The 21448-nt window shown below is 66.9% G+C and carries 16 protein-coding genes; 10 read left to right on the top strand and 6 right to left on the bottom strand.

The window, feature by feature from the left end:
• Positions 1 to 13 precede the first annotated feature (13 nt).
• Together ROV93_RS14725 and ROV93_RS14720 are read right to left on the bottom strand one after the other, a co-directional pair.
• Positions 14 to 1648 (bottom strand): TldD/PmbA family protein, encoded by a 1635-nt coding sequence (locus tag ROV93_RS14725; protein WP_072167391.1) that lies wholly within the window; start codon positions 1646 to 1648, stop codon positions 14 to 16.
• A gap of 30 nt (positions 1649 to 1678) precedes the next feature.
• Complete coding sequence (locus tag ROV93_RS14720; protein ID WP_072167390.1) at positions 1679 to 3310, bottom strand: TldD/PmbA family protein; 1632 nt, start codon at positions 3308 to 3310, stop codon at positions 1679 to 1681.
• 688 nt (positions 3311 to 3998) lie between these two features.
• Here ROV93_RS14720 and ROV93_RS14715 point away from each other — a divergent pair.
• A complete protein-coding gene (locus ROV93_RS14715; RefSeq protein ID WP_005420993.1) occupies positions 3999 to 4613 on the top strand; it encodes a DUF938 domain-containing protein in 615 nt (204 codons plus the stop codon).
• On the opposite strand, the gene ROV93_RS14710 is transcribed toward ROV93_RS14715, so the two are convergent.
• The 3 genes from ROV93_RS14710 to ROV93_RS14700 all read right to left on the bottom strand — a co-directional run bounded on the left by ROV93_RS14710 (position 4614) and on the right by ROV93_RS14700 (position 10109).
• Entirely contained in the window at positions 4614 to 5939 is a 1326-nt protein-coding gene (locus ROV93_RS14710; RefSeq protein WP_072167388.1) for a type II toxin-antitoxin system HipA family toxin, read from the bottom strand. It abuts the gene before it with no gap.
• Positions 5940 to 5941: 2 nt separating this feature from the next.
• Positions 5942 to 6196, bottom strand: coding sequence for a helix-turn-helix domain-containing protein (locus ROV93_RS14705; RefSeq protein ID WP_227836869.1), 255 nt, complete (start codon positions 6194 to 6196; stop codon positions 5942 to 5944).
• Positions 6197 to 6422: 226 nt separating this feature from the next.
• Positions 6423 to 10109 carry an indolepyruvate ferredoxin oxidoreductase family protein gene (locus ROV93_RS14700; protein ID WP_072167387.1) on the bottom strand — a complete coding sequence of 1229 codons (3687 nt, stop codon included), beginning with the start codon at positions 10107 to 10109 and terminating at the stop codon, positions 6423 to 6425.
• A 173-nt stretch (positions 10110 to 10282) separates the two neighbouring features.
• Between ROV93_RS14700 and ROV93_RS14695 the strand changes: the two genes are divergently transcribed.
• Entirely contained in the window at positions 10283 to 10918 is a 636-nt protein-coding gene (locus tag ROV93_RS14695) for a tetratricopeptide repeat protein (RefSeq protein ID WP_061479389.1), read from the top strand.
• 563 nt (positions 10919 to 11481) lie between these two features.
• On the opposite strand, the gene ROV93_RS14690 is transcribed toward ROV93_RS14695, so the two are convergent.
• Entirely contained in the window at positions 11482 to 12966 is a 1485-nt protein-coding gene (locus ROV93_RS14690) for an AAA family ATPase (RefSeq protein WP_072167386.1), read from the bottom strand.
• 123 nt (positions 12967 to 13089) lie between these two features.
• Between ROV93_RS14690 and ROV93_RS14685 the strand changes: the two genes are divergently transcribed.
• The 8 genes from ROV93_RS14685 to ROV93_RS14650 all read left to right on the top strand — a co-directional run bounded on the left by ROV93_RS14685 (position 13090) and on the right by ROV93_RS14650 (position 21441).
• Positions 13090 to 13719: a ParA family protein gene (locus tag ROV93_RS14685; RefSeq protein WP_005420986.1), complete on the top strand. Its 630-nt coding sequence runs from the start codon at positions 13090 to 13092 to the stop codon at positions 13717 to 13719.
• 49 nt (positions 13720 to 13768) lie between these two features.
• Complete coding sequence (locus ROV93_RS14680; protein ID WP_061479387.1) at positions 13769 to 14245, top strand: histidine phosphatase family protein; 477 nt, start codon at positions 13769 to 13771, stop codon at positions 14243 to 14245.
• Between the two features lie 4 nt (positions 14246 to 14249).
• On the top strand, positions 14250 to 14867 hold the full coding sequence (locus ROV93_RS14675; RefSeq protein ID WP_065178694.1) for a YceI family protein: 618 nt from the start codon (positions 14250 to 14252) through the stop codon (positions 14865 to 14867).
• Positions 14864 to 16918, top strand: a complete 2055-nt coding sequence (locus ROV93_RS14670; RefSeq protein ID WP_180886261.1) for a phospholipase D family protein — start codon at positions 14864 to 14866, stop codon at positions 16916 to 16918. Before ROV93_RS14675 ends, ROV93_RS14670 begins: the two co-directional genes overlap by 4 nt.
• A gap of 10 nt (positions 16919 to 16928) precedes the next feature.
• Positions 16929 to 17363 carry a hotdog fold thioesterase gene (locus ROV93_RS14665; RefSeq protein ID WP_072167384.1) on the top strand — a complete coding sequence of 145 codons (435 nt, stop codon included), beginning with the start codon at positions 16929 to 16931 and terminating at the stop codon, positions 17361 to 17363.
• 118 nt (positions 17364 to 17481) lie between these two features.
• Entirely contained in the window at positions 17482 to 18273 is a 792-nt protein-coding gene (locus ROV93_RS14660) for a lysophospholipid acyltransferase family protein (protein WP_061479384.1), read from the top strand.
• Between the two features lie 52 nt (positions 18274 to 18325).
• Positions 18326 to 19315 carry an alpha/beta fold hydrolase gene (locus ROV93_RS14655; RefSeq protein WP_061479400.1) on the top strand — a complete coding sequence of 330 codons (990 nt, stop codon included), beginning with the start codon at positions 18326 to 18328 and terminating at the stop codon, positions 19313 to 19315.
• Between the two features lie 56 nt (positions 19316 to 19371).
• Positions 19372 to 21441, top strand: coding sequence for a tetratricopeptide repeat protein (locus tag ROV93_RS14650; protein WP_072167383.1), 2070 nt, complete (start codon positions 19372 to 19374; stop codon positions 21439 to 21441).
• Positions 21442 to 21448: the final 7 nt, after the last annotated feature.

Below are 21448 nucleotides of genomic sequence, written 5' to 3'. Positions count from 1 at the left end.
GGCTCCTGACCGGTCAGCCGAGGCTGCGTGCGGTGTTGATGACGTTGATGCCGTTGAAGCGCGCGGTGGACGAGCCGTGCGAGACCGCCGAGACCTGTCCCGGCTGGCCCTTGCCGTCGAAGAACGAACCGCCCAGGCGGTAGTCGCGCTCGTCGGCCACGGCGGTACAGGCGTTCCAGAATTCCGGCGTGCGGATCTGGTAGGCCACGTCTTCCAGCATGCGGGTGATCTGGCCGTTCTTGATCTCGTAGAACAGCTGGCCGCCGAACTGCGCGTTGTAGCGCTGCTGGTCGATCGAGAACGAACCGTCACCGATGATGTAGATGCCGTTCTCCACGTCCTTGATCAGGTCCGGCACGCTCAGCGGCTTCTTGCCCGGTGCCATCGACACGTTGGCCATGCGCTGGAACTGCACGCTGGACCACGAGTCGGCATAGCAGCAGCCGTCGGACTCGGTCTTGCCGAGGATGTGCGCCTGGTCGCGGATGGTCTGGTAGTCCACCAGCTTGCCGTTGCTGATCAGGTCCCAGCGCTTGCACTTCACGCCTTCATCGTCGTATGCCACGGCGCCAAGGCTGCCCGGCTGGGTCTTGTCGGCGAAGATGTTGACCAGCTCGCTGCCGTACTGGAAACGCTGTTCGCGCTTGTCCAGGGTGGCGAAGCTGGTGCCGGCGTAGTTGGCTTCGTAGCCGAGCACGCGGTCCAGTTCCAGCGGGTGGCCGATCGACTCGTGGATGGTCAGCCAGGTGTGCGACGGATCGAGCACCAGGTCGTACTTGCCCGGCTTCACCGACGGTGCCTTCAGCTTTTCCTGCGCCTGCCGGGCGGCGGCGATGGCGTCTTCCTTCATGTCGTAGGAAGAACTGTAGTTGACCACGCCATTGGGGCTGACCACCTTGCCCGCGGCGGCGCCGTCCAGGTACTCGTAGCCCAGGCCCATCGGCGAGGACAGGCCCGAACGGGTGCGGAACTTGCCGCTGGCCTTGTCGATGGCGGTGACCGTCATCGGCGCCCAGATGCGATGCACGTCCTGGTCGATGTAGGAACCGTCGGTGGAGGCGAAGTACTTCTGCTCGTTGACCAGGAACAGCATCGAGTTGATGAAGCTGGCACCGGCGCCCATTGCGGCGGCGTTGACGTCCAGCAGCAGGCCGACCTTGTCCTTGATCGGCACCTCCATCGCATTCTTGCGGATCGGCGTGCGCCAGCTCACCTCACCCACGCCCGGCGCCTTGGCCAGCTGCACCGGCGCGGTCTGCACGCCGGCATTGGCCTTGGCGATCGCCGCCGCCTGCTGCGCGGCCTTGGCCACATCGGCCGTACCCAGCGCGTTGGTGGCGGCAAAGCCCCACGCACCATTGACGATCACGCGGATGCCCACGCCAGTGGACTCGGTGTTCACCACGTTCTGCACCTTGTCTTCGCGGGTGATCACGAACTGCCGCAGGTAGCGGCCGATGCGCACGTCGCAGTAGGTGGCACCGGCCTGGCGGGCGGCAGCCAGCGCCGCATCGGCCAGGCGCTTCTTCAGCCCCAGGTCCAGCGTGCTCTGCAGCTGCTCGGCGGCGATCACCTTGCCGAAGAAGGAGGGCACGATCAGCCCGCCCGCGGTAAGCCCGGTCAGGGCCAGGAAGTCACGTCTTTGCAAGGCTGCTCTCCATGTCGAAGGATGGGTGGCTCAAGCGCCGAGACTGCGCGCGGTGTTGATGATGTTGATGCCGTTGAAGCGGGTGGTGGATGAACCGTGCGAGACCGCCGACACCTGGCCCGGCTGGCCCTTGCCATCGAAGAACGAACCGCCCAGGCGGAAGTCGCGTTCATCGCAGATGGCGGTGCAGGCATTCCAGAATTCCGGGGTGCGGATCTGGTAGGCCGCATCCTCAACCATGCCGGCGATCTTTCCGTCCTTGATCTGGTAGTACAGCTGGCCGCCGAACTGCGCGTTGTAACGCTGCTGATCGATCGAATACGAACCGCGGCCGTGGATGTAGATGCCGTTCTCCACGTCCTTGATCATGTCCTCGACGCTGAGCGGTTGCTTGCCCGGCGCCAGCGAGACATTGGCCATGCGCTGGAACTGCACGCTGGACCAGGAATCGGCGTAGCTGCAGCCATGCGATGCATCGCGGCCGAGGATATGGGCTTCGTCACGGGTGGCCTGGTAATCGACCAGGATGCCGTCGCGCACCAGGTCCCAGCGCTGGGTCTTCACGCCCTCGTCGTCGTAGCCGACCGCGCCGAGGCTGCCGGGCTGGGTCTTGTCGGCGAAGAAGGTGACGATGTCGCTGCCCCAGCGGAAGCCGGCATCGCGCTTGTCCAGCGTGGCGAAGCTGGTGCCGGCGTAGTTGGCTTCGTAGCCGAGCACGCGGTCCAGCTCCAGCGGGTGGCCAACGTTCTCGTGGATGGTCAGGAACAGATTGGACGGGTCCAGCACCAGGTCGTACTTGCCGGGCTTCACCGACGGCGCCTTCAGTTTCTCGCGCGCGTGGCGGGCGGCCGCAATGGCGTCCTCGACCGGGTCGTAGGAATCGCGGTAGGCAGTGATGCCACCGGGCAGCTGCACCTTGCCGCGCGCATCGCCATCGAGGAACTCATAGCCCATGCCCATCGGCGAGGACAGGCCGGCGCGGGTGCGGAATCTGCCGCTGGCCTTGTCGATGGCGGTGGCGGTGAACGGCAACCAGATGCGGTGGATGTCCTGGTCGATGAACGAGCCGTCGCTGGAGGCGAAGTACTTCTGTTCGTTGACCAGGAACAGGGTGGAATTGATGTAGTCGGCGCCCGCATCCAGCGCAGCGGCATTGAGGGCCAGCAGCAGCTCGACCTTGTCCTGGATCGGCACCGCCATCGCGTTCCTGCGGATGGGCGTCTGCCAGCGCACTTCACCGACGGACGGCGTGGGTGCCAGTTGCACCGGGCGGGTCTGGATGCTGGCGTTGGCGCGGGCGATTGCTGCGGCCTGCTCGACCGCTGCGCGCACGGCGGCCTCGGTCTGCTGATGGGTGGCAGCAAAGCCCCAGGCGCCGTTGACGATCACCCGCACACCCACGCCGGACGATTCTCGGTTGGTCACATTGCCGACCTGGTGCTCGCGGGTGATCACCGACTGATTGAGGTAGCGGCCGATGCGCACATCGCAGTAGCTGGCCTTGGCCGAGCGTGCGGTGGCCAGCGCGACCTCGGCCAAGCGCCGGCGCTGGGCGGTATCGACCGGCGCCAGCAGCTGCTCGGCGGCGATGGCACGGGAATGCGGCAGCAGCAGGCCGGCCAGGCCCAGGCCGGAAAAAGCCAGGAACTCACGTCGTTGCACAGCGTTTCTCTCTCTCGCTTGCGTGCGGTCGGCAACGCGCCGGACCGATCACGTCAACTCCTCGACTTTCGCCAGCGCGGCGCAACCGGGCAAGTGACTGCAGTCATGGTTGGGGAGGGTTTCGGCAGGGCTTGCAGCCCTGCACCTGCTCAATGCAACGGCAACGGCAACGGCCAAAGCCAGAGCCAGAGCGGCATTCCGTGGGTGGGCGGGGCGGTGTCGGATTGCGGGGACGCCGTGAATCCGTCCATGGAGGCTTGGCAGCCGCATCCATGCGGCTGACACCCCGCAATCCGACACCGCCCCACCTCTGACAGATTCCTGCGGCTGTTGGTAGGTGTCGACCTTGGTCGACACATCTGTCAGGTATCGAAATGAATCCGGGGTCAGATCCGTTTTCCTGTGGAAAACGGATCTGACCCCAAGAGCACTTCCGACAGATCGCGGAAATCTGTCGAAGGCGGGGTGGGTCCGGTTGCGGGGGCGTGAGCCGCATGGATGCGGCGACCGAGCCTACAGGGACGTATTTACGGCGCCCCCCGCAACCGGGCCCACCCCGCCAACCCACGGAATGCCAGCTTTTGACGTTGCTCTGGCTCTGGCTCCGGCTCCTGCGGGTGCAGGGCTGCAAGCCCTGCAGACACCCCCTCGTGCACAATGGGGCCGACCCCGCCTGGACACCGTCCTGATGTCGAGCAAGCCGTATTCAGAAGCCTGCGAGCGCAACCGCGAACCCATCGCCACCGCACTCGACCCGTGGATGGGCGACCGCCATCGGGTGCTGGAGATCGGCAGTGGTACCGGCCAGCACGCAGCCTTCTTCGCCGAGCGCTGGCCGTGGCTGCGCTGGCAGCCCAGCGACCATCCGGACCATCTGCCCGGCATCGAAGCCTGGCGTGCGGAGGCCGCGCTGCTGAACCTGCTGCCGCCGGTGGCGCTGCAGGTGGAGCTGCCACCGGCGACGGGCCTGGACCTTCCAGAAAGCAGCACGTTCGACGCCGCATTCAGCGCCAACACGCTGCACATCATGGGCTGGGAGTACGTGCAGGTGCTGTTCGGCGCGCTGCCGCCACTGTTGCGTCACGGTGCGCTGCTGGCGATCTACGGTCCGTTCAACTATGGCGGCCGCTATACCAGTGACAGCAATGCGCAGTTCGATGCCTGGCTGAAGGCGCGCGACCCGCGCAGCGGTATCCGCGACAGCGAAGCGGTGCAGGCGCTGGCGGCCGACAACGGGTTTACCCGGTTGGGTGACGTGGCGATGCCGGCCAATAACCGGTTGCTGCTGTGGCGGTTGGGGTGATCAGGCCTCCGGTGCCATGCTGGAAAGGCGTGCCGCAGCAGCACGCAGTCCCTGGAAAATAGGTCCGGACACGTTGGAAGGGAAATCATCCGGGAGCTGACGCGTGACCTGTGCGATGGCAGGTTCCACGGATTCCAGCAGTGTCTCGATCCATGGTTCTGCGCCATCGCTTACACCGCAGACGCGAGCTGTTTCGTTCCAATGCCGTCGTCGAATATCCAGCAGACTTCGGTGTCGATTCCGTCCGTTGATACTCATGGCGAGCTTCGCATCACGAGGCTCCAGCTGGCCGGGTCCGCGGCCGAGAATGGGGTAGACCGAAAGCACGTCATAGATGGGCGTTAATCTGAAGCGGCCGCCAGCTTCAATGTGAACGCTGAAGTTCTTGGCATGGCCATCGATTGCAGCCAACATCCAGAAAAGAATCTGCGTCTTGAAGAAGGTCGCGCGGTCCTCGGAATGCTCGGATTGTCGAAGCAGATCCATGATGGCCACGATGCCTGGGCCACCATCCGATTCATATTTCCTGGCGGCGGGCAGACCAAAGACCTGGCACATGTCTTCCTGTGGCAACCTCAGCCACCATCGGCGGTCCGCAGACAGACGGCGGTCGAATCGCTCAACAATGAGCGCGCGTTGGTCCTGGAAACGTCCCATTTGCGTCTCTGCAACGGGAATTCCGAAGGCGGAAAGCAGATGCATGCACAGCCACTCGTTCTCGACTGACTGGTGCATGTCTGCCCTCATGTTGCCGACCAGGCCTAGGGGCAACTTGAAGATATGAGTAGAAGGCGTGCTGCCGATGGGAATACACCACTGATCCTCGTGCAGAAGTAGCCCTGTCTTCTCCTGTGCACCGGCGATAGAGATTCGAAACTCGTCACTCGGATGGTGCCTTGATCCTGGCAGTGCGGGTGCAGTAACTCCTCGCAGGATGTCCGCAACTTCGCCCTCATTCAATGGCCGGAATTGGATGCTCTGCAGATCGTTGGGTGTGGCTGCAACGGGTAGCAGCTGCACAGCGCCAACGCAATCCCGACCGATGGCCTCGAGAAGGTCAAAGGTTCCCGCTGAGCGGGTTGAAAAGCGATCGCGTAGCCTGCTTCTGATCTCGCTGTTGTCAGGAAGAAGGTTGTCGAAGTAGTCGACAACCTTCTGTCCACGGTGACTTTCACCAAGTGGCAGCAATGGGAGTGAGAGGGAAATAGGGCGTGGCGAACCAGACTCAAGCCAGTTTTGGGTGTAGGTAAGGCGCGGAGAGCTGTTCGAGTTCTGCTGCCATTTCGCTACCTCTACACCGTTCATCCAGATCGCTAGCTCACTCATCGCTACCATTCCATATCTTGATTGCTTGAGCGCTCCGTGCCCTGCTGTAGAGTCACCTCGATTCCTAGTACCGCCCACACCTTCATCAGGCGCCCAAACGAAGCTGTTTCTGGTTCGTGCTCCAGAGCTGTCACCGCTTGGCGGCTGATACCCAGTTGTTTGCCAAGATCTGTCTGTGTCAGGCCCGCCTGCTTGCGAAACGCTTTCATGAGCGAGCCCAACTGTTGGGGAGTTCGGACAACAAACTTGACTGCCACAGAGCTTTCTCCTTCATCGGCGATGCGCTGGTCAGGCGAGCGCGGGTGGTAGGCGCCCCGATACAAGCCCTTCCGCTGCAAACGAGTCAGTACCCTGCGCTCGAGGATAGCAATCCATAGGTTGCTTCGTTGTAAGGCAACCTATAGCTTTCTTATTTGAAATGCAACCTATAGCTTTCTTATTTGGAATGCAACTTATAGCTTGCCCCGCTTCTTGCGTCCTTTCTCAAGCCACCTGCACGATATGCAGCGCCTTCCGGTTGCGCCACTGCGCCAGCAGGGCCGCTTCCCGCGCCTTGGCCTGCGCGAAGTGGGCTTCCTTGACATGGCCGAAGCCGCGGATGTGCTCGGGAATGCTGGCGATCTCCACCGCCAGCGACAGACGGTCGTCCTCCAGCCCGTCCAGCAGCACCTGCACCGTCGCCTCGTAATCAGCAATCAGCTTGCGCTCCATGCGGCGCTCCTCGGTGCGTCCGAACACATCGAAGCGGCCGCCACGCAGGAACTTCAGCTTCGCCAACAGACCGAAGGCCTTGAACATCCACGGGCCGTATTCCTTCTTCAGCAGCCGTCCCTGCTCGTCCTTCTTCGCGAACAGCGGCGGTGCCAGATGGAAGCGCAGCTGGTAGTCGCCCTCGAACTGCTGCTGCAGGCGGCGCTGGAAGTCGCCGCTGGTGTACAGGCGCGCCACTTCGTACTCGTCCTTGTAGGCCATCAGCTTGAACAGGTAGCGAGCCACGGTCTCGGTCAGCGCAGTGGAACCGCCGATGCGGTCGGCTTCGGTGGCGCGTACGCGCGCTACCAGGTCACGGTAGCGCCTGGCGTAGGCGGCATCCTGGTACTCGACCAGGAACGCGGCGCGGCGCTCGATCATTTCATCCAGCGAGCGCGACAGGCGGGCGTCGTCCAGCGGCAGGAACGCCACGTCGCCACCGTGCGAGGGCAGGCCACGCAGTTCGCGTTCGTCGCCGGTGTTGCGCGGTGCCGCAGTGGCACCCCATTCATTGCCCTCCCACTCGCCCGGCGGCAGCGGATGCAGCGGGCCCGGGGTGGATTCGGTATCGGTATGGCGGTTGCGCACCAGGCCGGCGGCCTGCTGCACCGCCTGCGGATCGACCACGGCCAGTCGGCCCCAGGCGAACGCCTGCTGGTTCATCGCCACGGCGGCGCCATTGAGCTCGATGGCGCGCATCAGTGACTCGAACGAGAGCGGCACCAGGCCCTGCTGCCAGGCGTAGCCGAGGATGAACAGGTTGGCGGCAATGGCATCGCCCAGCAGCGCGGTGGCCAGTTGGGTGGCATCGAGCAGCAACGGCTCCTGGCCGCCCAGTGCCACGCGCACGCCGGCGATGATGTCGGCGGCGGGGAACTGCATGTCTGGGCGAGTGGTGAAGGTGCCTGGCATCGCTTCGTAAGTGTTCAGCACCACCTGCGAACGGCCGGCACGGACCTTCGACAGCGCCCAGTAATCGTTGACCACCACCATGTCGCAGCCCAGCACCAGGTCGGCCTCGCCAGCGGCGATGCGCACGGCATGGATGTCTTCAGGGCGACGGGCAATGCGGATGTGCGTGGTCACCGCGCCGCCCTTCTGCGCCAGGCCGGTCTGGTCGAGCACGGTTGCACCCTTGCCTTCCAGGTGGCCGGCCATGCCCAGCAGCGCACCGATGGTCACCACGCCGGTACCGCCGACGCCGGTGATCAGGATGTTCCAGGGCTGTTCCAGGCTGTCGCGGAGGGTCGGCGCCGGCAGGTTGTCCAGCAGCGTGGACGCATCGCGCTTGCTGCCCTTGCGCGGCTGGCCACCGTGCACGGTGACGAAGCTGGGGCAGAAGCCGCTCACGCAGGAATAGTCCTTGTTGCAGTTGGACTGGTCGATCTCGCGCTTGCGCCCGAACTCGGTTTCCTTCGGCAGCACCGACACGCAGAAGCTCTTCTTGCCGCAGTCACCGCAGCCTTCGCAGACCAGCGAGTTGATCATCACCCGCTTCTGCGGGTCTTCCAGCTTGCCGCGCTTGCGGCGGCGACGCTTCTCGGTCGCGCAGGTCTGTTCGTAGATCAGGATCGACACACCCTTTACTTCGCGCAGGCGCTTCTGCACTTCGTCCAGTTCGCTGCGGTCATGGAACTCGACGTCGCTGGGGAAGTGCTCGCGCTGGCCGGTCCACTTGCCGATGTTGTCCGACAGCACCACGATGGTGTGGATGCCTTCGGCGCGCATCTGCTTTGCAATGTCCGGCACGCTCAGCGGACCGTCCACCGGCTGGCCGCCGGTCATCGCCACCGCATCGTTGTAGAGGATCTTGTAGGTGATGTTGACGCCAGCGGCGACCGCCTGGCGGATCGCCAGCGAGCCGCTGTGGAAGTAGGTGCCGTCGCCGAGGTTCTGGAACACGTGCGGGGTATCGGTGAACGGCGCCTGCCCGGCCCAGGTCACGCCTTCGCCGCCCATGTGGGTGAAGGTGTCGGTGCTGCGGTCCATCCAGGTCACCATGTAATGGCAACCAATGCCGGCCAGCGCACGCGAGCCTTCCGGCACGTTGGTGGAGGTGTTGTGCGGGCAGCCCGAGCAGTAATGCGGTACGCGCGGGAAGCTGGCGCGCGGCAACGCAAGCTCGGCTTCCTTCTCCTGCATCCACTGCAGCCGCTGCTCGATCGATGCGTTGTTGAAGAACTTCTGGATGCGGCGGCCGATCACGCCGGCGATGGTGGCCGGGGTCAGCTCGCCGGTGGACGGCAGGATCCATTCGCCAGTCTCGTCATACTTGCCGACGATGGACGGGCGCTGGCCCCAGCTGGCCGGCCAGTTGAAGAACTGTTCCTTCATCTGACGCTCGATGAAGGCACGCTTTTCCTCCACCACGATGATGTCTTCCAGGCCCTGCGCGAAGCGCGCGATGCCCTGCGGCTCCAGCGGCCAGGTCATGCCGACCTTGTACACGCGGATGCCGATGTCGGCGCAGGCGGCTTCGTCCAGGCCCAGGTATTCCAGCGCCTGCAGCACGTCCAGGTAGCTCTTGCCGGTGGTGACGATGCCCAGCCGCGCGCGCGGCGCGTCCATCACCACCTTGTCGATGCCGTTGGCGCGGGCGAACGCCTGTGCGGCCTTCACCGCATAGCGGTGCAGGCGCATTTCCTGGTCCAGCGGCGGGTCCGGCCAGCGGATGTTGAGACCGCCCGAAGGCATCTCGAAGTCTTCCGGCAGCACGATGCGGCGCGCCATCGGGTCGACCTCGACCGAGGCCGACGATTCGACTGTCTCGGCGATCGTCTTGAAGCCGACCCAGCGCCCGGTATAGCGGCTCATCGCCCACCCCAGCAGGCCCATGTCGAGGATGTCCTGCACACCGGCCGGATTCAGTACCGGCATCATCGCGCTGACGAACTCGTCCTCGCTGCCATGCGGCAGGGTTGAACTGCGGCAGGCATGGTCATCGGCGGCCAGTGCCAGCACCCCGCCGTAGCGCGAGGTGCCGGCGGCATTGGCGTGCTTGAACACGTCGCCGCAGCGGTCCACGCCCGGTCCCTTGCCGTACCACATGCCGAACACGCCCTGCACGTTGGCGCCGGGGAACAGGTTGGTCTGCTGGGTGCCCCACACCATGGTGGCGCCCAGGTCCTCGTTCAGACCGGGGGTGAACTTCACCTTGGCCGCGTCGAGGTGTTTGCGTGCGCGCCACAGCTCCAGGTCGAAGCCGCCCAGCGGGCTGCCGCGGTAGCCGCTGACGAAGCCGGCGCTGTCGATGCCTTCGTGTGCGTCGCGCAGCCGCTGCATCAGCGGCAGCTTCACCAGCGCCTGCACGCCACTCAGGTAGATCCGCCCCTCGTTGCGGGTGTACTTGTGGTCGAGCGTGTAGTCACGGTCGATCAGGTCGGTGGAGGAGGGCGACGTGAGTTGCGCGGTACTGGTCATGGCTGGCCCGGTCAGGATCGGCTGGCACCGGCCGCATGCAGGCACGCGGCGGGAAAGGCGCGAATTGTAGCAGCGAGGCCCGGCCGCCCCGGCACTCGCGCCGGCGGCCATGCTGGGGTTAGGATCGGGGAGAGAGAGAGAGGGAGGCTGCGGTTGCGGCCTGGGGAGAAGGGATGTCAGTTGCAGGAAAGATCCTGGGCAGCATGTTGCTGGTCTCGGGAACGGCCCCGGTGTGGGCCGCGCCGGCGGTGCCGGCACCACAGGAGTTCTACTTCGACAGCGATGCGGCCGCCGTGCCCATGATCGTGGTCCAGTCCGACGGGGATGAGCTGGTGGCGCAGCTGCTCAAGCAGCGCGAGCGCGGCCGGCGGACCGTGGAGGCCACCGTGCAGCTGGCGTCGGTGGCCATTGCCCAGGGCCGTACCGAACTGGGTGAACAGCTGTATCGCGAAGCGCTGAAGGATGCGCCGGTGCAGGGCAGCCTGGGCCGTGGCGTGCGCTGGAACTACGGCTGGGACCTGCTGCGTCAGGGCCAGCCCGAAGCCGCCCTGGAGCAATGGCAGGCCGCTGCCGGTGGTTCGCTGAGCAAGCCGGGCTGGTTGCCACCGACCTATGCGCTGGCGCTGTGGCGGGCCGGGCGGAAGCAGGAGGCGGTGCAGTGGTATGCCGCCGCAGTGCGTACCGAGCCGACGCAATGGAGCGACAGCAGCCGCTATGCGCAGTTGTTGCCGTTGTGGCGAGACGACGAGCGTGCCTCGCTGGCGGAAGTGCAGCAGGCGTGGGCGGCCGCGCCGCCGGCCTGGCCCTGAGGGTAGGGGGCGGCCGGGTTGCACCCGGCACCCGCAGAAGCAACAGCCGAAGCAACAGCAACAGCGGGCAATCCGCGGGATGGCGGGGTGGTGTGGGTTGGCAGGACACGCCGTAAACCCCGCTCCGCGGCCCGGCCCAGCCGCTGGAGGCTGGGCGTTCGGGCGCTTGCGAAGCAGTGCTTCGCAAGCAAAGCGCCCTCACCCATGGGGGCTCGATGGCGCCTTGCTCGTGTGCGCAGTCCTGCGCACACGGCAAGACCGGGGTTGGGCGTCCTGACCAACCCGCCCGAGGTATGCCTCGGGCCCATGGCGCCAACGGTCCTGCCAACCCACACCGCCCCACCTCTGACGGTTCGACGCTGCTGTTGGTAGGTGTCGACCTTGGGCGACACGGTAGATCCACGCCATGCGTGGATGAATCTGCATCGGAATCGAGTATCCGATATCTGATCGAAAGGCAGCCGAGCGTGGGCTCGGCTCGACAAAAAGCAGCCAGCCAAGCGCGGCTTTTGATGTTCACAGCCAACCAGCCGCCACGAGGGGCTGCGCCGTTCGCGGGAACCTCAATCGTCCGCGGAAACCGTCCGCCCCGACGCCCATGCCCGCAGTGCCTCTACCTGCTCGGCCATCAGCACCGACAGCGGCCGCGTCGTGCGGATCTCATTCATCAGCAGCTCGGTGTCCAGCGGCCGGCCTTCGGCGTGCGCTGCGTACAGTCCGGCCACGATCGCCTGCTCGATCTCCGCGCCGGAGAAACCATTCGCCGCGGCCGCCAGCGCCGGCAGCGCGAAGTCGTCGCCATTGAGCTGGCGTCGCCCGAGGTGCAGCCGCAGCAGTTCCACGCGCACTTCGGGGGTGGGCAGGTCGACGAAGAAGATCTCGTCGAAACGCCCCTTGCGCAGCAGTTCGGCCGGCAGTTCGTGCACCTGGTTGGCGGTGGCGACGATGAAGACCGGCGCCTTGCGCTCGGCCATCCAGGTCAGCAGGTAGCCGAGCACGCGGCGCGATACGCCACCGTCCTCGCCACCACTGGCCAGGCCTTTCTCGATCTCATCCATCCACAACACGCAGGGCGCCAGCTGCTCGGCCGAGGCCAGCGCCTGGCGCAGGTTGGCCTCGGTCTCGCCGTGGTACTTGTTGTACAGCGCACCCACGTCCAGGCGCAGCAGCGGTACACCGAAGCCGGCGGCGGTGGCCTTGGCCAGCATCGATTTGCCGCAGCCCTGCACGCCCAGCAGCAGCATGCCGCGCGGCGGGTCCAGGCCGGCCGGTGCCGAGCCGGCGATGAAGGCCACCCGGCGCTGGCTGATCCAGCGCTTGAGCCGGTTGGCGCCGGCCACGTCGCCGAAGCGTGCGCTGTCGTGCTCGAAGAACAGGTGGCCGCTGCGGTTGAGCAGCTCGAACTTCAGCCGTGCCAGCTGCGGCAGGTCGTCGTCGCGCAGCGCGCCATCGGCGTAGATCAGCTGGCGGGCAATGCGGCGGGCATCGACCAGGCTCAGGCCCTGCAGGTTCTTCAGGATCTTCTTCACCGCCTCGCTGTCGACCTCGACACGGCGGCCGCCGTGCTCGCGTGCGTAGGCGTCGGCCTCCTCGCGCAGCATCTTCAGCAGGGCGTTGGCATCGGGCAGGCGCGGGTTGAAGCGCACCGCCAGTGCTTCCAGCTCGGCCGGCAGCTCGACCTTGGCGCCGATCAGCACCAGCACGTGCGGCTCGCTGTGGCGGCGCTGGATCAGGTCGCGCAGTGCGCGCTGGTGGCTGGCATAGCCCAGGTAGGGGTGGAAATCGAGCAGCAGGTAGACACCGCGCTGATCAGCCTGGCGGATCATCTGCAGCGCGGCGCTGGCATCGGGCGGGCCGACCGGCGGATCCTCGCGGTCCAGGTCGATGCGGCGCAGGCCCTCGGTGATGGACCAGCGGTGCAGGGCCCGCCACACGTGCATCAGCGTCTGCCGGAACAGTTCAACGATGCGCCCCTCGTCCTGGGTTTCGATCACGATCAGGGGGGTATTGGCGCGGATCAGTGCGCTCAGGTCCTGCAGTTCGCTCATGCCGGTTCGATCCTTCGGGGGCGCCACGATAGCAAAGGCGATGGCCACGGGTTCAGCACGGCGCTACCTCCCGTCACCACCGCCGGTGTACGCTCGGGGCACGTACCCGGAAGCGAGGCTGGCATGAAGACGATCCTGGTGGCCGGTTCCAAGGGCGGGGTGGGCAAGACCACCGTCGCCACCCACCTGGCCGCGTACGCGGCATTGCAGGGCAAGGCCACGGTGATCGCCGATGCCGACCCGCAGGGCTCCAGCACCCGCTGGGCACAACGGCGTGCCGGGCTGGAAAGCGCGGTGCTGCCCATCGATGTGTATCGGAAGAAGCAGTGGGCGCAGAAGCTGCCCGACGGTACCGATACCGTCATCATCGATGCACCCGCCGGCGCGCTGGCCGACGATATCCCCCATTTCCTGGACGCGGCCGACGCCGTGGTGGTGCCGGTGCTGCCCTCGGCGCTGGATATCGAAGCCATCGTCGGCTTCCTCAACAGCCTGGCCCAGAACCCGCGCGTGCACAGCCGCAAGCTGCCGGTAGGGCTGGTCCTCAACCGCACCAAACCCTGGACCCAGACCTCGCAGCAGGCATTGCAGATGCTGGCCGAATGGCCGTACCCGGTGGTCGCGCAGCTGCGTGACAGCCAGAGCTACGTGGTCATGACCGGCCTGGGCCGCAGCCTGTTCGACTATCGCTCCGCCCAGGTGCGCGAACACCAGGCCGACTGGGAGCCGCTGCTGTCCTGGCTCAAGCTTTGATGCCTGCCTCACTTCTCCTGCTGCATCCTCTTCTCCATGGAAACCCGCGATGCGTGAACTGATCCTGCTGCGCCATGCCCATGCCGAACCCGCCGTTTCCGGCCAGGCCGACCTCGACCGGCCGCTGTCGCCGGTAGGGCTGGCCGAAGCTGAAGCCGCCGGCAAGTGGTTGAAGGAAAACAAGCTGCTGCCGGACTGCGTGCTGTGCTCGCCGTCGCGACGTACCCGTGAGACCCTGGAAGCGGTGATGACGGCCATCGGCTATGTCGAGAAGCGCCTGGAAGACCGGATCTACGAAGCCACCCCGGGCACCCTGGCGGCGCTGGTGGACGAGCGTCGCGACCTGGACCGGGTGCTGATCGTGGGCCACAACCCGGGCCTGGAGCAGCTGGTGGCCCTGATGACCGACGGCACCAGCAGCGACTACCGCGGCATGCCGCCGGGCGGCGTGGCCGTCCTCGGCTTCCCGCGCGAGGTCTCGATCGAGCCGGGCGTGGCCAGCCTGAACGCGTTCTGGTGGCCGTGATCCGATGAGCCAGGCGCGGCGCAGCCGCTTCCTGCTGCCCGCGTTGCTGGCGCTTGGCCCGGCCTGGGCCGCCGTGCCCCCACCAACGCCGTTGCCGCCGGTGTCCGCCGAAGCACCGCGGGTAATGCGCCTGGATACCCAGCGCTCGCGGATCGGTTTCGAGGTGCGGACCCGTTTCGGCCAGCGCATCGAAGGCGTATTCCCGCACTTCGAGGGGCGCATCGAGATCCTGTCCGACGGGCGCCACCAGGTGCACCTGAAGATGTTCACCCGTTCGGTGGAGATCCCTGGCAAGGCGCGCTACACCGGCTGGATGCGCGGCGAAGAGTTCTTCGATGCAGGGCGCCATCCGGTGGTCGAGTTCGACTCGCTGCCATACTGGCCGGAGACGGTGGAACAGGGTGGCGACATCAACGGCCGGCTGACCCTGCGCGGCGTCAGCCATCCCGAGTCGCTGCGGGTCGAGAAGGCGGAGTGCGCCCGACCCGGCTATGATTGCGATGTCGTCAGCCGCGGTACCGTGCAGCGAGGCCGGTATGGAATGGACAGCTGGCAGCTAGCCCTGAGTGACCGAGTGACCTTCGTATTACGTGCGCGCCTGAGCGAGGCGCCGAAACCGTGAACCTCCTGCTGCGTTTACTGGCGCTGGCAACGGTGTTGCTGGGCAGCGGTTGTGCATCGCTTTCGCATGCCCAGCGCGATCGTGCCGAGGCGATCGCCGTGCAGGCGCGCTCGACCGTGGTCGGCTGCCAGCGCGCCGACCGCTGCGCGCAGGACTCACCGCTGCGAGCGCTGGCCGGCCGGGCGTTCACCGAATCCACCCCCGAACAGCCGCGCCACTACGCCACCCTGCTCGACGAGGGCGAAGGTGCGCTGGTGGCGCGCCTGAACCTGCTGCGCAGCGCTACCCGCAGCATCGACCTGCAGACCTACATCTTCGACAAGGACGACAGCGCCCGGCTGGTCATCGACGAGCTGCTGGCTGCATCGCGGCGCGGGGTGAAGGTGCGCGTGCTGATCGACCAGCTCTCGGCGATCTCCGACCTGCAGATCCTCGGCGCGCTGTCCGGCGCGCACCAGAACTTCCAGCTGCGGGTCTACAACCCGACCTTCGGCAAGGCCCGGCTGAACTACTTCGACTATGCCGGCAGCGTGCTGTGCTGCTTCCGCCGCTTCAACCAGCGCATGCACAACAAGCTGCTGGTGATCGACGATGCGATCGGCGTGGTCGGCGGCCGCAACTACCAGGACGACTATTACGACTGGGACCGCGAGTACAACTTCCGCGACCGCGACGTGCTGATCGCCGGCCCGGAGGCGCGGGCGATGGCCGCCAACTTCGATGCCTTCTGGCATGCCAGGCGCAGCGTGCCGGCCGAGCGCCTGAACGATGTCGGCCGCACCCTGCTGCGCGAGGGCGTGCCGACCCTGCCGCCGGCCAGCTTCCGCCGCCCCGAGCGGGTGCAGCGGGTCAGTGCCGAAGCCAATGACATGGACTTCGTCAGCCGTTCCTTCGTCGATACCGCCTTGCCGGTGGCCTCGGTGCGCTATGTCGCCGACCTGCCACGCAAGCACCGGCGCGAGAAGGCCGATGCGCCGCTGGCGGGCCAGCACGTGACCGAGCCGCAGCTGGATGCGCTGATCGCCGGCGCGCAGGAGGAAGTGATCCTGCAGACGCCATACCTGGTGTTGTCCAAGCCGGCGCAGAAGCTGTTCCGCGAGCTGCGCAAGCGCCCGCAGCCGCCGCGGGTGGTGGTGTCCAGCAACAGCCTGGCCGCCACCGACAACCCGATCGTGTATGCGCTGTCGTACAAGTACAAGCGGCGCAACATGCGCGAACTGGGCTTCAACATCTTCGAGTACAAGCCGTTCCCGCTGGATGCACCGGTCGACTACCGCAACCTGCTGCCTGATCCGATCGCCGCGCCCGGGGGTGACGACGACGGCGGGCGCAATCCGCTGATCGGCGGCAGCGCCGCGGGCAGCAATGCCGGCGACAGCCGCGATCGCGATGAGCATCCGGCACCCACCGGCAAGCAGCTGGCGGTGAACCCGCGCACTGGCAGTGCCTACCAGAACGCGCGCGAGCGCCGCCGCGCGGCCGGCAGCGAGGTCGAGACCCGCCTGCTGCGCACCGAGACCCGGCCCTCCTTCCTGGGCAGCAAGGCGGTCAACAAGCCGTTGCCGGTCACCCGCAAGGGCGCGCGCATGGGCCTGCATGCCAAGTCGCTGGTGGTCGACCGCCGCATCGGCGTGGTCGGCACCCACAACTTCGATCCGCGCAGCGAGAACTACAACACCGAAGGTGCGGTGATCATCGATGACCCGGCCTTCGCCGAGCAGCTGGCCGAGAGCATCCTGCGCGATATCCACCCGCAGAACTCGTGGACGGTGGCGCCGCGGGCCAAGCCGCCGGTGCTGTCCGGGCTCAACTACAGCGTCGGCAAGGCCTCCGAGGCACTGCCGATCCTCGACTTCTGGCCGTGGCGCTATGCCACCGACTACGAGTTCAAGCCCGGCCCGGACTGTCCGCGGCCGCTGCCCCGGCAGGACCCGGACTTCCACCGCTGCTATGTCGCCGTGGGCGATTTCCCCGAGGTCAATGTCGGCCCGAAATGGCTGCTGGTCCGCATGCTCACTGCATTCGGCGCCGGCCTCGTTCCCATCCTCTGAAGGTGCCCGCATGACCCTGGTGTTCCGCGAAGTCGTTTCCCTCGAGCAGCTCAACACGCTCAGCCGCAACACCGCGATCGAGTCGCTGGGCATCGTCTTCAGCGGGGCCGGCGACGATTGGCTGCAGGCCACCATGCCGGTGGACGAGCGCACCCGCCAGCCCTACGGCATCCTGCATGGCGGCGCGTCGGTGGTGCTGGCCGAGACCCTGGGCAGCAGCGCCGGCAACCTGTGCGTGGATACGGCCAAACAGATCTGCGTAGGGCTGGAGATCAACGCCAACCATGTACGCGCCGTTCGCTCGGGCACCGTGACCGGCACCGCACGTGCACTGCACGTCGGCCGCAGCACCCAGCTGTGGGAGATCCGCATCGAGGACGAGCAGGGCCGCCTGGTGTGCATCTCGCGGCTGACCCTGGCGGTGGTGGCGGCCGGCCACGGCTGAGCCCCGGACGGCCGGTGACGGCAGCGGAACCCAGCGTTCCCCGCCGATTGCCCCGGTCGATGGGTGTTATGGCCTAAATCGGCTGGCAGCGATGACGGCCCTCCGGTATCGTGCGCGGATGACTTCCCCCACTCCGGCCCCCCGCGGCGGCGTGGCGCGTGTGTGCCGTTACCTGTACCGCGTACCGCTGCTGTTGGTCCACATCGTTGTGTTCCTGCCGCTCATCCTGATCGGCATGCTTCGGCCGTGGGGCGAACTGCGCGTGGGCGAGGCGACCCTGGGGGCCAAAGTGGTCAACTGGTGGCAGGGCGGGCTGATGTGGATCTTCGGCTTCCGCCTGGTGCAGATCGGTACGCCGTTGCCCGGCGCCGTGCTGTTCGTCGCCAACCACGTCAGCTGGGTCGACATCTGCATCCTGCACAGCCAGCGCATGATGGGCTTCGTCGCCAAGCGCGAGATCGCCAGCTGGCCGTTGGTCGGTTGGCTGGCCGCGCGTGGCCAGACCATCTTCCACCAGCGCGGCAACACCGAATCGCTCGGTGGCGTGATGCAGGTGATGGCCGATCGCCTGCGCGAAGGCAAGGCGGTGGGCGTGTTCCCGGAAGGGCGCACCCGCGGCGGCCACGAAGTAGGCCCGTTCCATGCCCGCATCTTCCAGGCCGCGGTTGAAACCGGCGTGCCGGTGCAGCCGGTGGCACTGGTGTACGGGCTCAAGGGCGATGCGCAGACCATTGTCGCGTTCGGCCCCGGCGAGAGTTTCTTCGCCAATTTCCTGCGCCTGCTCGGTGAGCCGGCGCGGCGTGCAGAAGTGCACTTCCTGGCACCGATCGGTGCGCAGGACCTGGAAGGCCGTCGGCGCATCGCGGAGACGTCGCGCGCGCGCATCGTGGCGGCCATGAGCTCCGAGTGAGGGTGCGGTGGCCCTGATCCCGCCACCCGTCCTGGACGCCGGCACGCCGACGCTGCACGCGGCTGACTACCAGCCGCCGCGCTGGCTGCGCAATCCGCATCTGCAGTCGATGCTCAGCTCCAGCCGCATGCGCCTGCAGCGCGGCCTGCTGCTGCTGGCCGCGACCGGCGCGATCAGCGAAGAACTGATCCTCGACGGCGGTGATGGCGTGCGCCTGCAGGGCTGGCACAGCCACATCGAAGGCCGCGAACCCAAGGGCATGGCCCTGCTGCTGCACGGCTGGGAAGGCAGCGCCGAATCCAGCTACATGCGCATGGCGGCCGCGCGCATGCTCGAACAGGGCTTTGACGTGGTGCGGCTGAATTTCCGCGACCACGGCAATACCCATCATCTCAACCCCGGCATCTTCCACTCCAACCTGATCGACGAAGTGGTGCATGCCGCGGGCGATATCGCCCAGCGCTGGCCGCAGTTGCCGCTGGTGGCCGCCGGTTACTCGCTGGGCGGCAATTTCGTGCTGCGCCTGGCCCAGCGCGCGCCAGCGGCCGGCGTGCCGCTGCTGCGCGTGGCCTCGGTATGCCCGGTGCTGGATCCGGCGCTGACCATGGAGAGCATCGAGAACGGCCCGGCGATGTACGACTGGTACTTCCGCCGCAAGTGGGCCGGTTCGCTGCGGCGCAAGCGCGACCTGTTCCCCGAACTGAGCGACTGCGACGACCGCGTACTGAAACTGGACATCCGCGCGCTGACTGCCTGGCTGGTCGAGCGCCACACCAGTTTCGGTTCGTTGCAGGCCTATTTCGATGGCTACTCGATTGCCGGCGATCGGCTGTCCACGTTGCAGGTGCCTGCCGACATCCTGATGGCGCAGGACGACCCGGTGATCCCCTACGCGACCTTCAGCGACTGGCAGCTGCCGCACCAGGCGCATCTGGAAACCGCCAGCTGGGGCGGACACTGTGGCTTCCTGGAAAACTGGCGCGGTGACGGCTTCTCCGAGCGCTGGGTGGCGCAGCGCCTGCAGCGCGTGCTGCAAGGCTGAACCGGCACGGGCGCGCAGGCCGCTACAATGCGGGTTTGCCCTTGAACCGGACCGCCATGCAAGACCAGATCATCCAAGCGTTGCGCCAGAACGAGGCCGACCAGGCCGTGCAGCTGGCCCAGGCGTGGACCCGTGATGAACCCGGCCAGGCCGAGGCCCACCGCTGGCTGGCGCTTGCGCTGCAGCAGCAGGGCAAGGCCGAGGACGCGATGGAAGCCCTGCAGCAGGCGCTGCAGCTGGCCCCGGACAACGCCCAGCTGCACCTGCAGCACGCCGGCCTGCTGCTGGCCCTGCGCCAGTTCGACGGCGCCGGCGAAGCACTGACGCGCACCACCGGGCTGGACCCGAACGCATTCGCCGCGTACCTGATGCAGGCCCACCTGGCGATCGGTCGCAACGATTTCGATGAAGCGCAGCGCCTGTCCACGCTGGCCTCGCGTGTCGAGCCGGACCACCCGGAGCTGCTGACCATCGATGGCATGATCGCGCTGCGCCGCGATGATGCCGATCGCGCGCTGACGCTGCTGTCGGCCGCCAACCAGGCCCTGCCCAACGACATCCGCGTGCTTTACGCACTGGGCTTCGCCTACCTGGGCAAGAACATGCTGGCCTTCGCCGAGCAGGCGTTCCGCCGCGTGCTGGAACTGAACCCGACCATCGCCTCGTTGCATGGCCTGGTGGTGCAGCTGGCCATGCGCCAGGGCAACCTGGAAGCTGCGGCAGAAGCGATGCAGATCGCGCTGCAGCAGGAAGGCCTGGATACGCCTTCGATGCGCCGCCTGGCTGGTGAACTGGCACTGCGCAGCGGCCAGCCGCTGCAGGCGCTGGAACACCTGCTGCCGTTGCTGGAATCGCTGCCTGATGACCGCGACGTGCTGCAGCTGCTGCTGATGTCCTGGCAGCGCCTGGGTCGCGAAGACGAGGCCCGCGCACGCCTGGATGCCGCCTTGGAGCAGCACCCGCAGCTGCACGACCTGTGGCTGGCACGCCTGGCGGTGGAGGAGGTCGGCAGTGCCACCGCCGCCGCCACGGTCGAGCGCTGGATGGACGCGATGCCGGGCCACCTGCCGGCGCTGGAAGCGCGCCTGCGGCTGCACGACATGGTGGGCGAACACGCGCAGGCCGAAGCGATCGCCGAGCGTATCGTCAGCCTCGAACCGGGCCGTGTCAGTGGCGAAACCCGCCTGGTCGAAGGCCTGCTCCAGCGCGATCCGGCCGCTGCCGTCGCCCGCGTGCAGGCGCTGATCGGCATGGCGCCGGAAGGCCACCGTGCCGACCTGCGCACCTGGCTGGGCGAGATCCAGGATCGCGCCGGGCAGCACGAAGACGCGCTGCAGACCTGGCTTGCCCTGCAGGCCGACCAGGCCCCGCAGCGCCTGCCGCTGCCGCCGCAGGCCAAGGCACCGCCGAGCTGGCCGGACAAGGGCGAGATCGACGGTGATGCCACTTCCGCACCGATCTTCCTGTGGGGTGCGCCGGGGTCGGGCGTGGAGCGCGTGGCGACCGGCCTGGCTGCGGCCAGCCCGGTACTGCGCAGCGACCGCTATACCTCCAACGCACCCGACGACGCGTTCCAGAACTACCACACGCTGCAGGACCTCGCTTCGGGCGTGCTGACGCCGGAGCGGCTGGTGCAGCGCTGGCGCGAACAGCTGCCGTCGCGCGGCGTGCAGGACGACGCGATCATCGACTGGCTGCTGTGGTGGGACAACGCGCTGCTGTGGGCGCTGCGCCCGCAGTTGCCGCAGGGCCGCCTGCTGGTGGTGCTGCGCGATCCGCGCGACATGCTGCTGGACTGGGTGGCCTACGGTGCGGCCGCGCCGCTGGCGATGACCTCGCTGGCCGAAGCCAGCGAATGGCTGGCGCGCGCGCTGGCCCAGGTCGCCGCCCTGCACGAGGACGATCTGTACCCGCAGGTGTTGCTGCGCATCGACCAGATCGGCAACGATCCGCAGGCGATGGCCGAACTGCTGGGCCGACTGTTCGAGCGGCCGATGCCGCCGGCCGCGCAGCTGGGCGCGCCGCGTTTCCCGCCGGGCCACTGGCGCAACTACCGCGACGTGATGAGCGCCGCCTTCGCCAAGCTCACCCCGATCGCGGTGCGCCTGGGTTACCCGGAAGAGTGAGGACACG

Source organism: Stenotrophomonas maltophilia group sp. msm4 (genome assembly GCF_032025605.1).
GTDB classification, from domain to species: Bacteria; Pseudomonadota; Gammaproteobacteria; order Xanthomonadales; family Xanthomonadaceae; genus Stenotrophomonas; species Stenotrophomonas sepilia.
The sequence above is the reverse complement of the archived record's forward strand: the minus strand, read 5'-3'. Positions and strand labels throughout refer to the sequence as shown.

Bases quoted from the DNA above. Each gene is read 5' to 3' on its own strand.
- ROV93_RS14685 (WP_005420986.1), top strand. From the start codon at position 13,090: ATGAAGACGATCCTGGTGGCCGGTTCCAAGGGCGGGGTGGGCAAGACC.
- ROV93_RS14700 (WP_072167387.1), bottom strand. From the start codon at position 10,109: ATGACCAGTACCGCGCAACTCACGTCGCCCTCCTCCACCGACCTGATC.
- ROV93_RS14650 (WP_072167383.1), top strand. From the start codon at position 19,372: ATGCAAGACCAGATCATCCAAGCGTTGCGCCAGAACGAGGCCGACCAG.
- ROV93_RS14690 (WP_072167386.1), bottom strand. From the start codon at position 12,966: ATGAGCGAACTGCAGGACCTGAGCGCACTGATCCGCGCCAATACCCCC.
- ROV93_RS14710 (WP_072167388.1), bottom strand. From the start codon at position 5,939: ATGAGTGAGCTAGCGATCTGGATGAACGGTGTAGAGGTAGCGAAATGG.
- ROV93_RS14715 (WP_005420993.1), top strand. From the start codon at position 3,999: ATGTCGAGCAAGCCGTATTCAGAAGCCTGCGAGCGCAACCGCGAACCC.
- ROV93_RS14675 (WP_065178694.1), top strand. From the start codon at position 14,250: ATGAGCCAGGCGCGGCGCAGCCGCTTCCTGCTGCCCGCGTTGCTGGCG.
- ROV93_RS14660 (WP_061479384.1), top strand. From the start codon at position 17,482: ATGACTTCCCCCACTCCGGCCCCCCGCGGCGGCGTGGCGCGTGTGTGC.
- ROV93_RS14680 (WP_061479387.1), top strand. From the start codon at position 13,769: ATGCGTGAACTGATCCTGCTGCGCCATGCCCATGCCGAACCCGCCGTT.
- ROV93_RS14665 (WP_072167384.1), top strand. From the start codon at position 16,929: ATGACCCTGGTGTTCCGCGAAGTCGTTTCCCTCGAGCAGCTCAACACG.
- ROV93_RS14695 (WP_061479389.1), top strand. From the start codon at position 10,283: ATGTCAGTTGCAGGAAAGATCCTGGGCAGCATGTTGCTGGTCTCGGGA.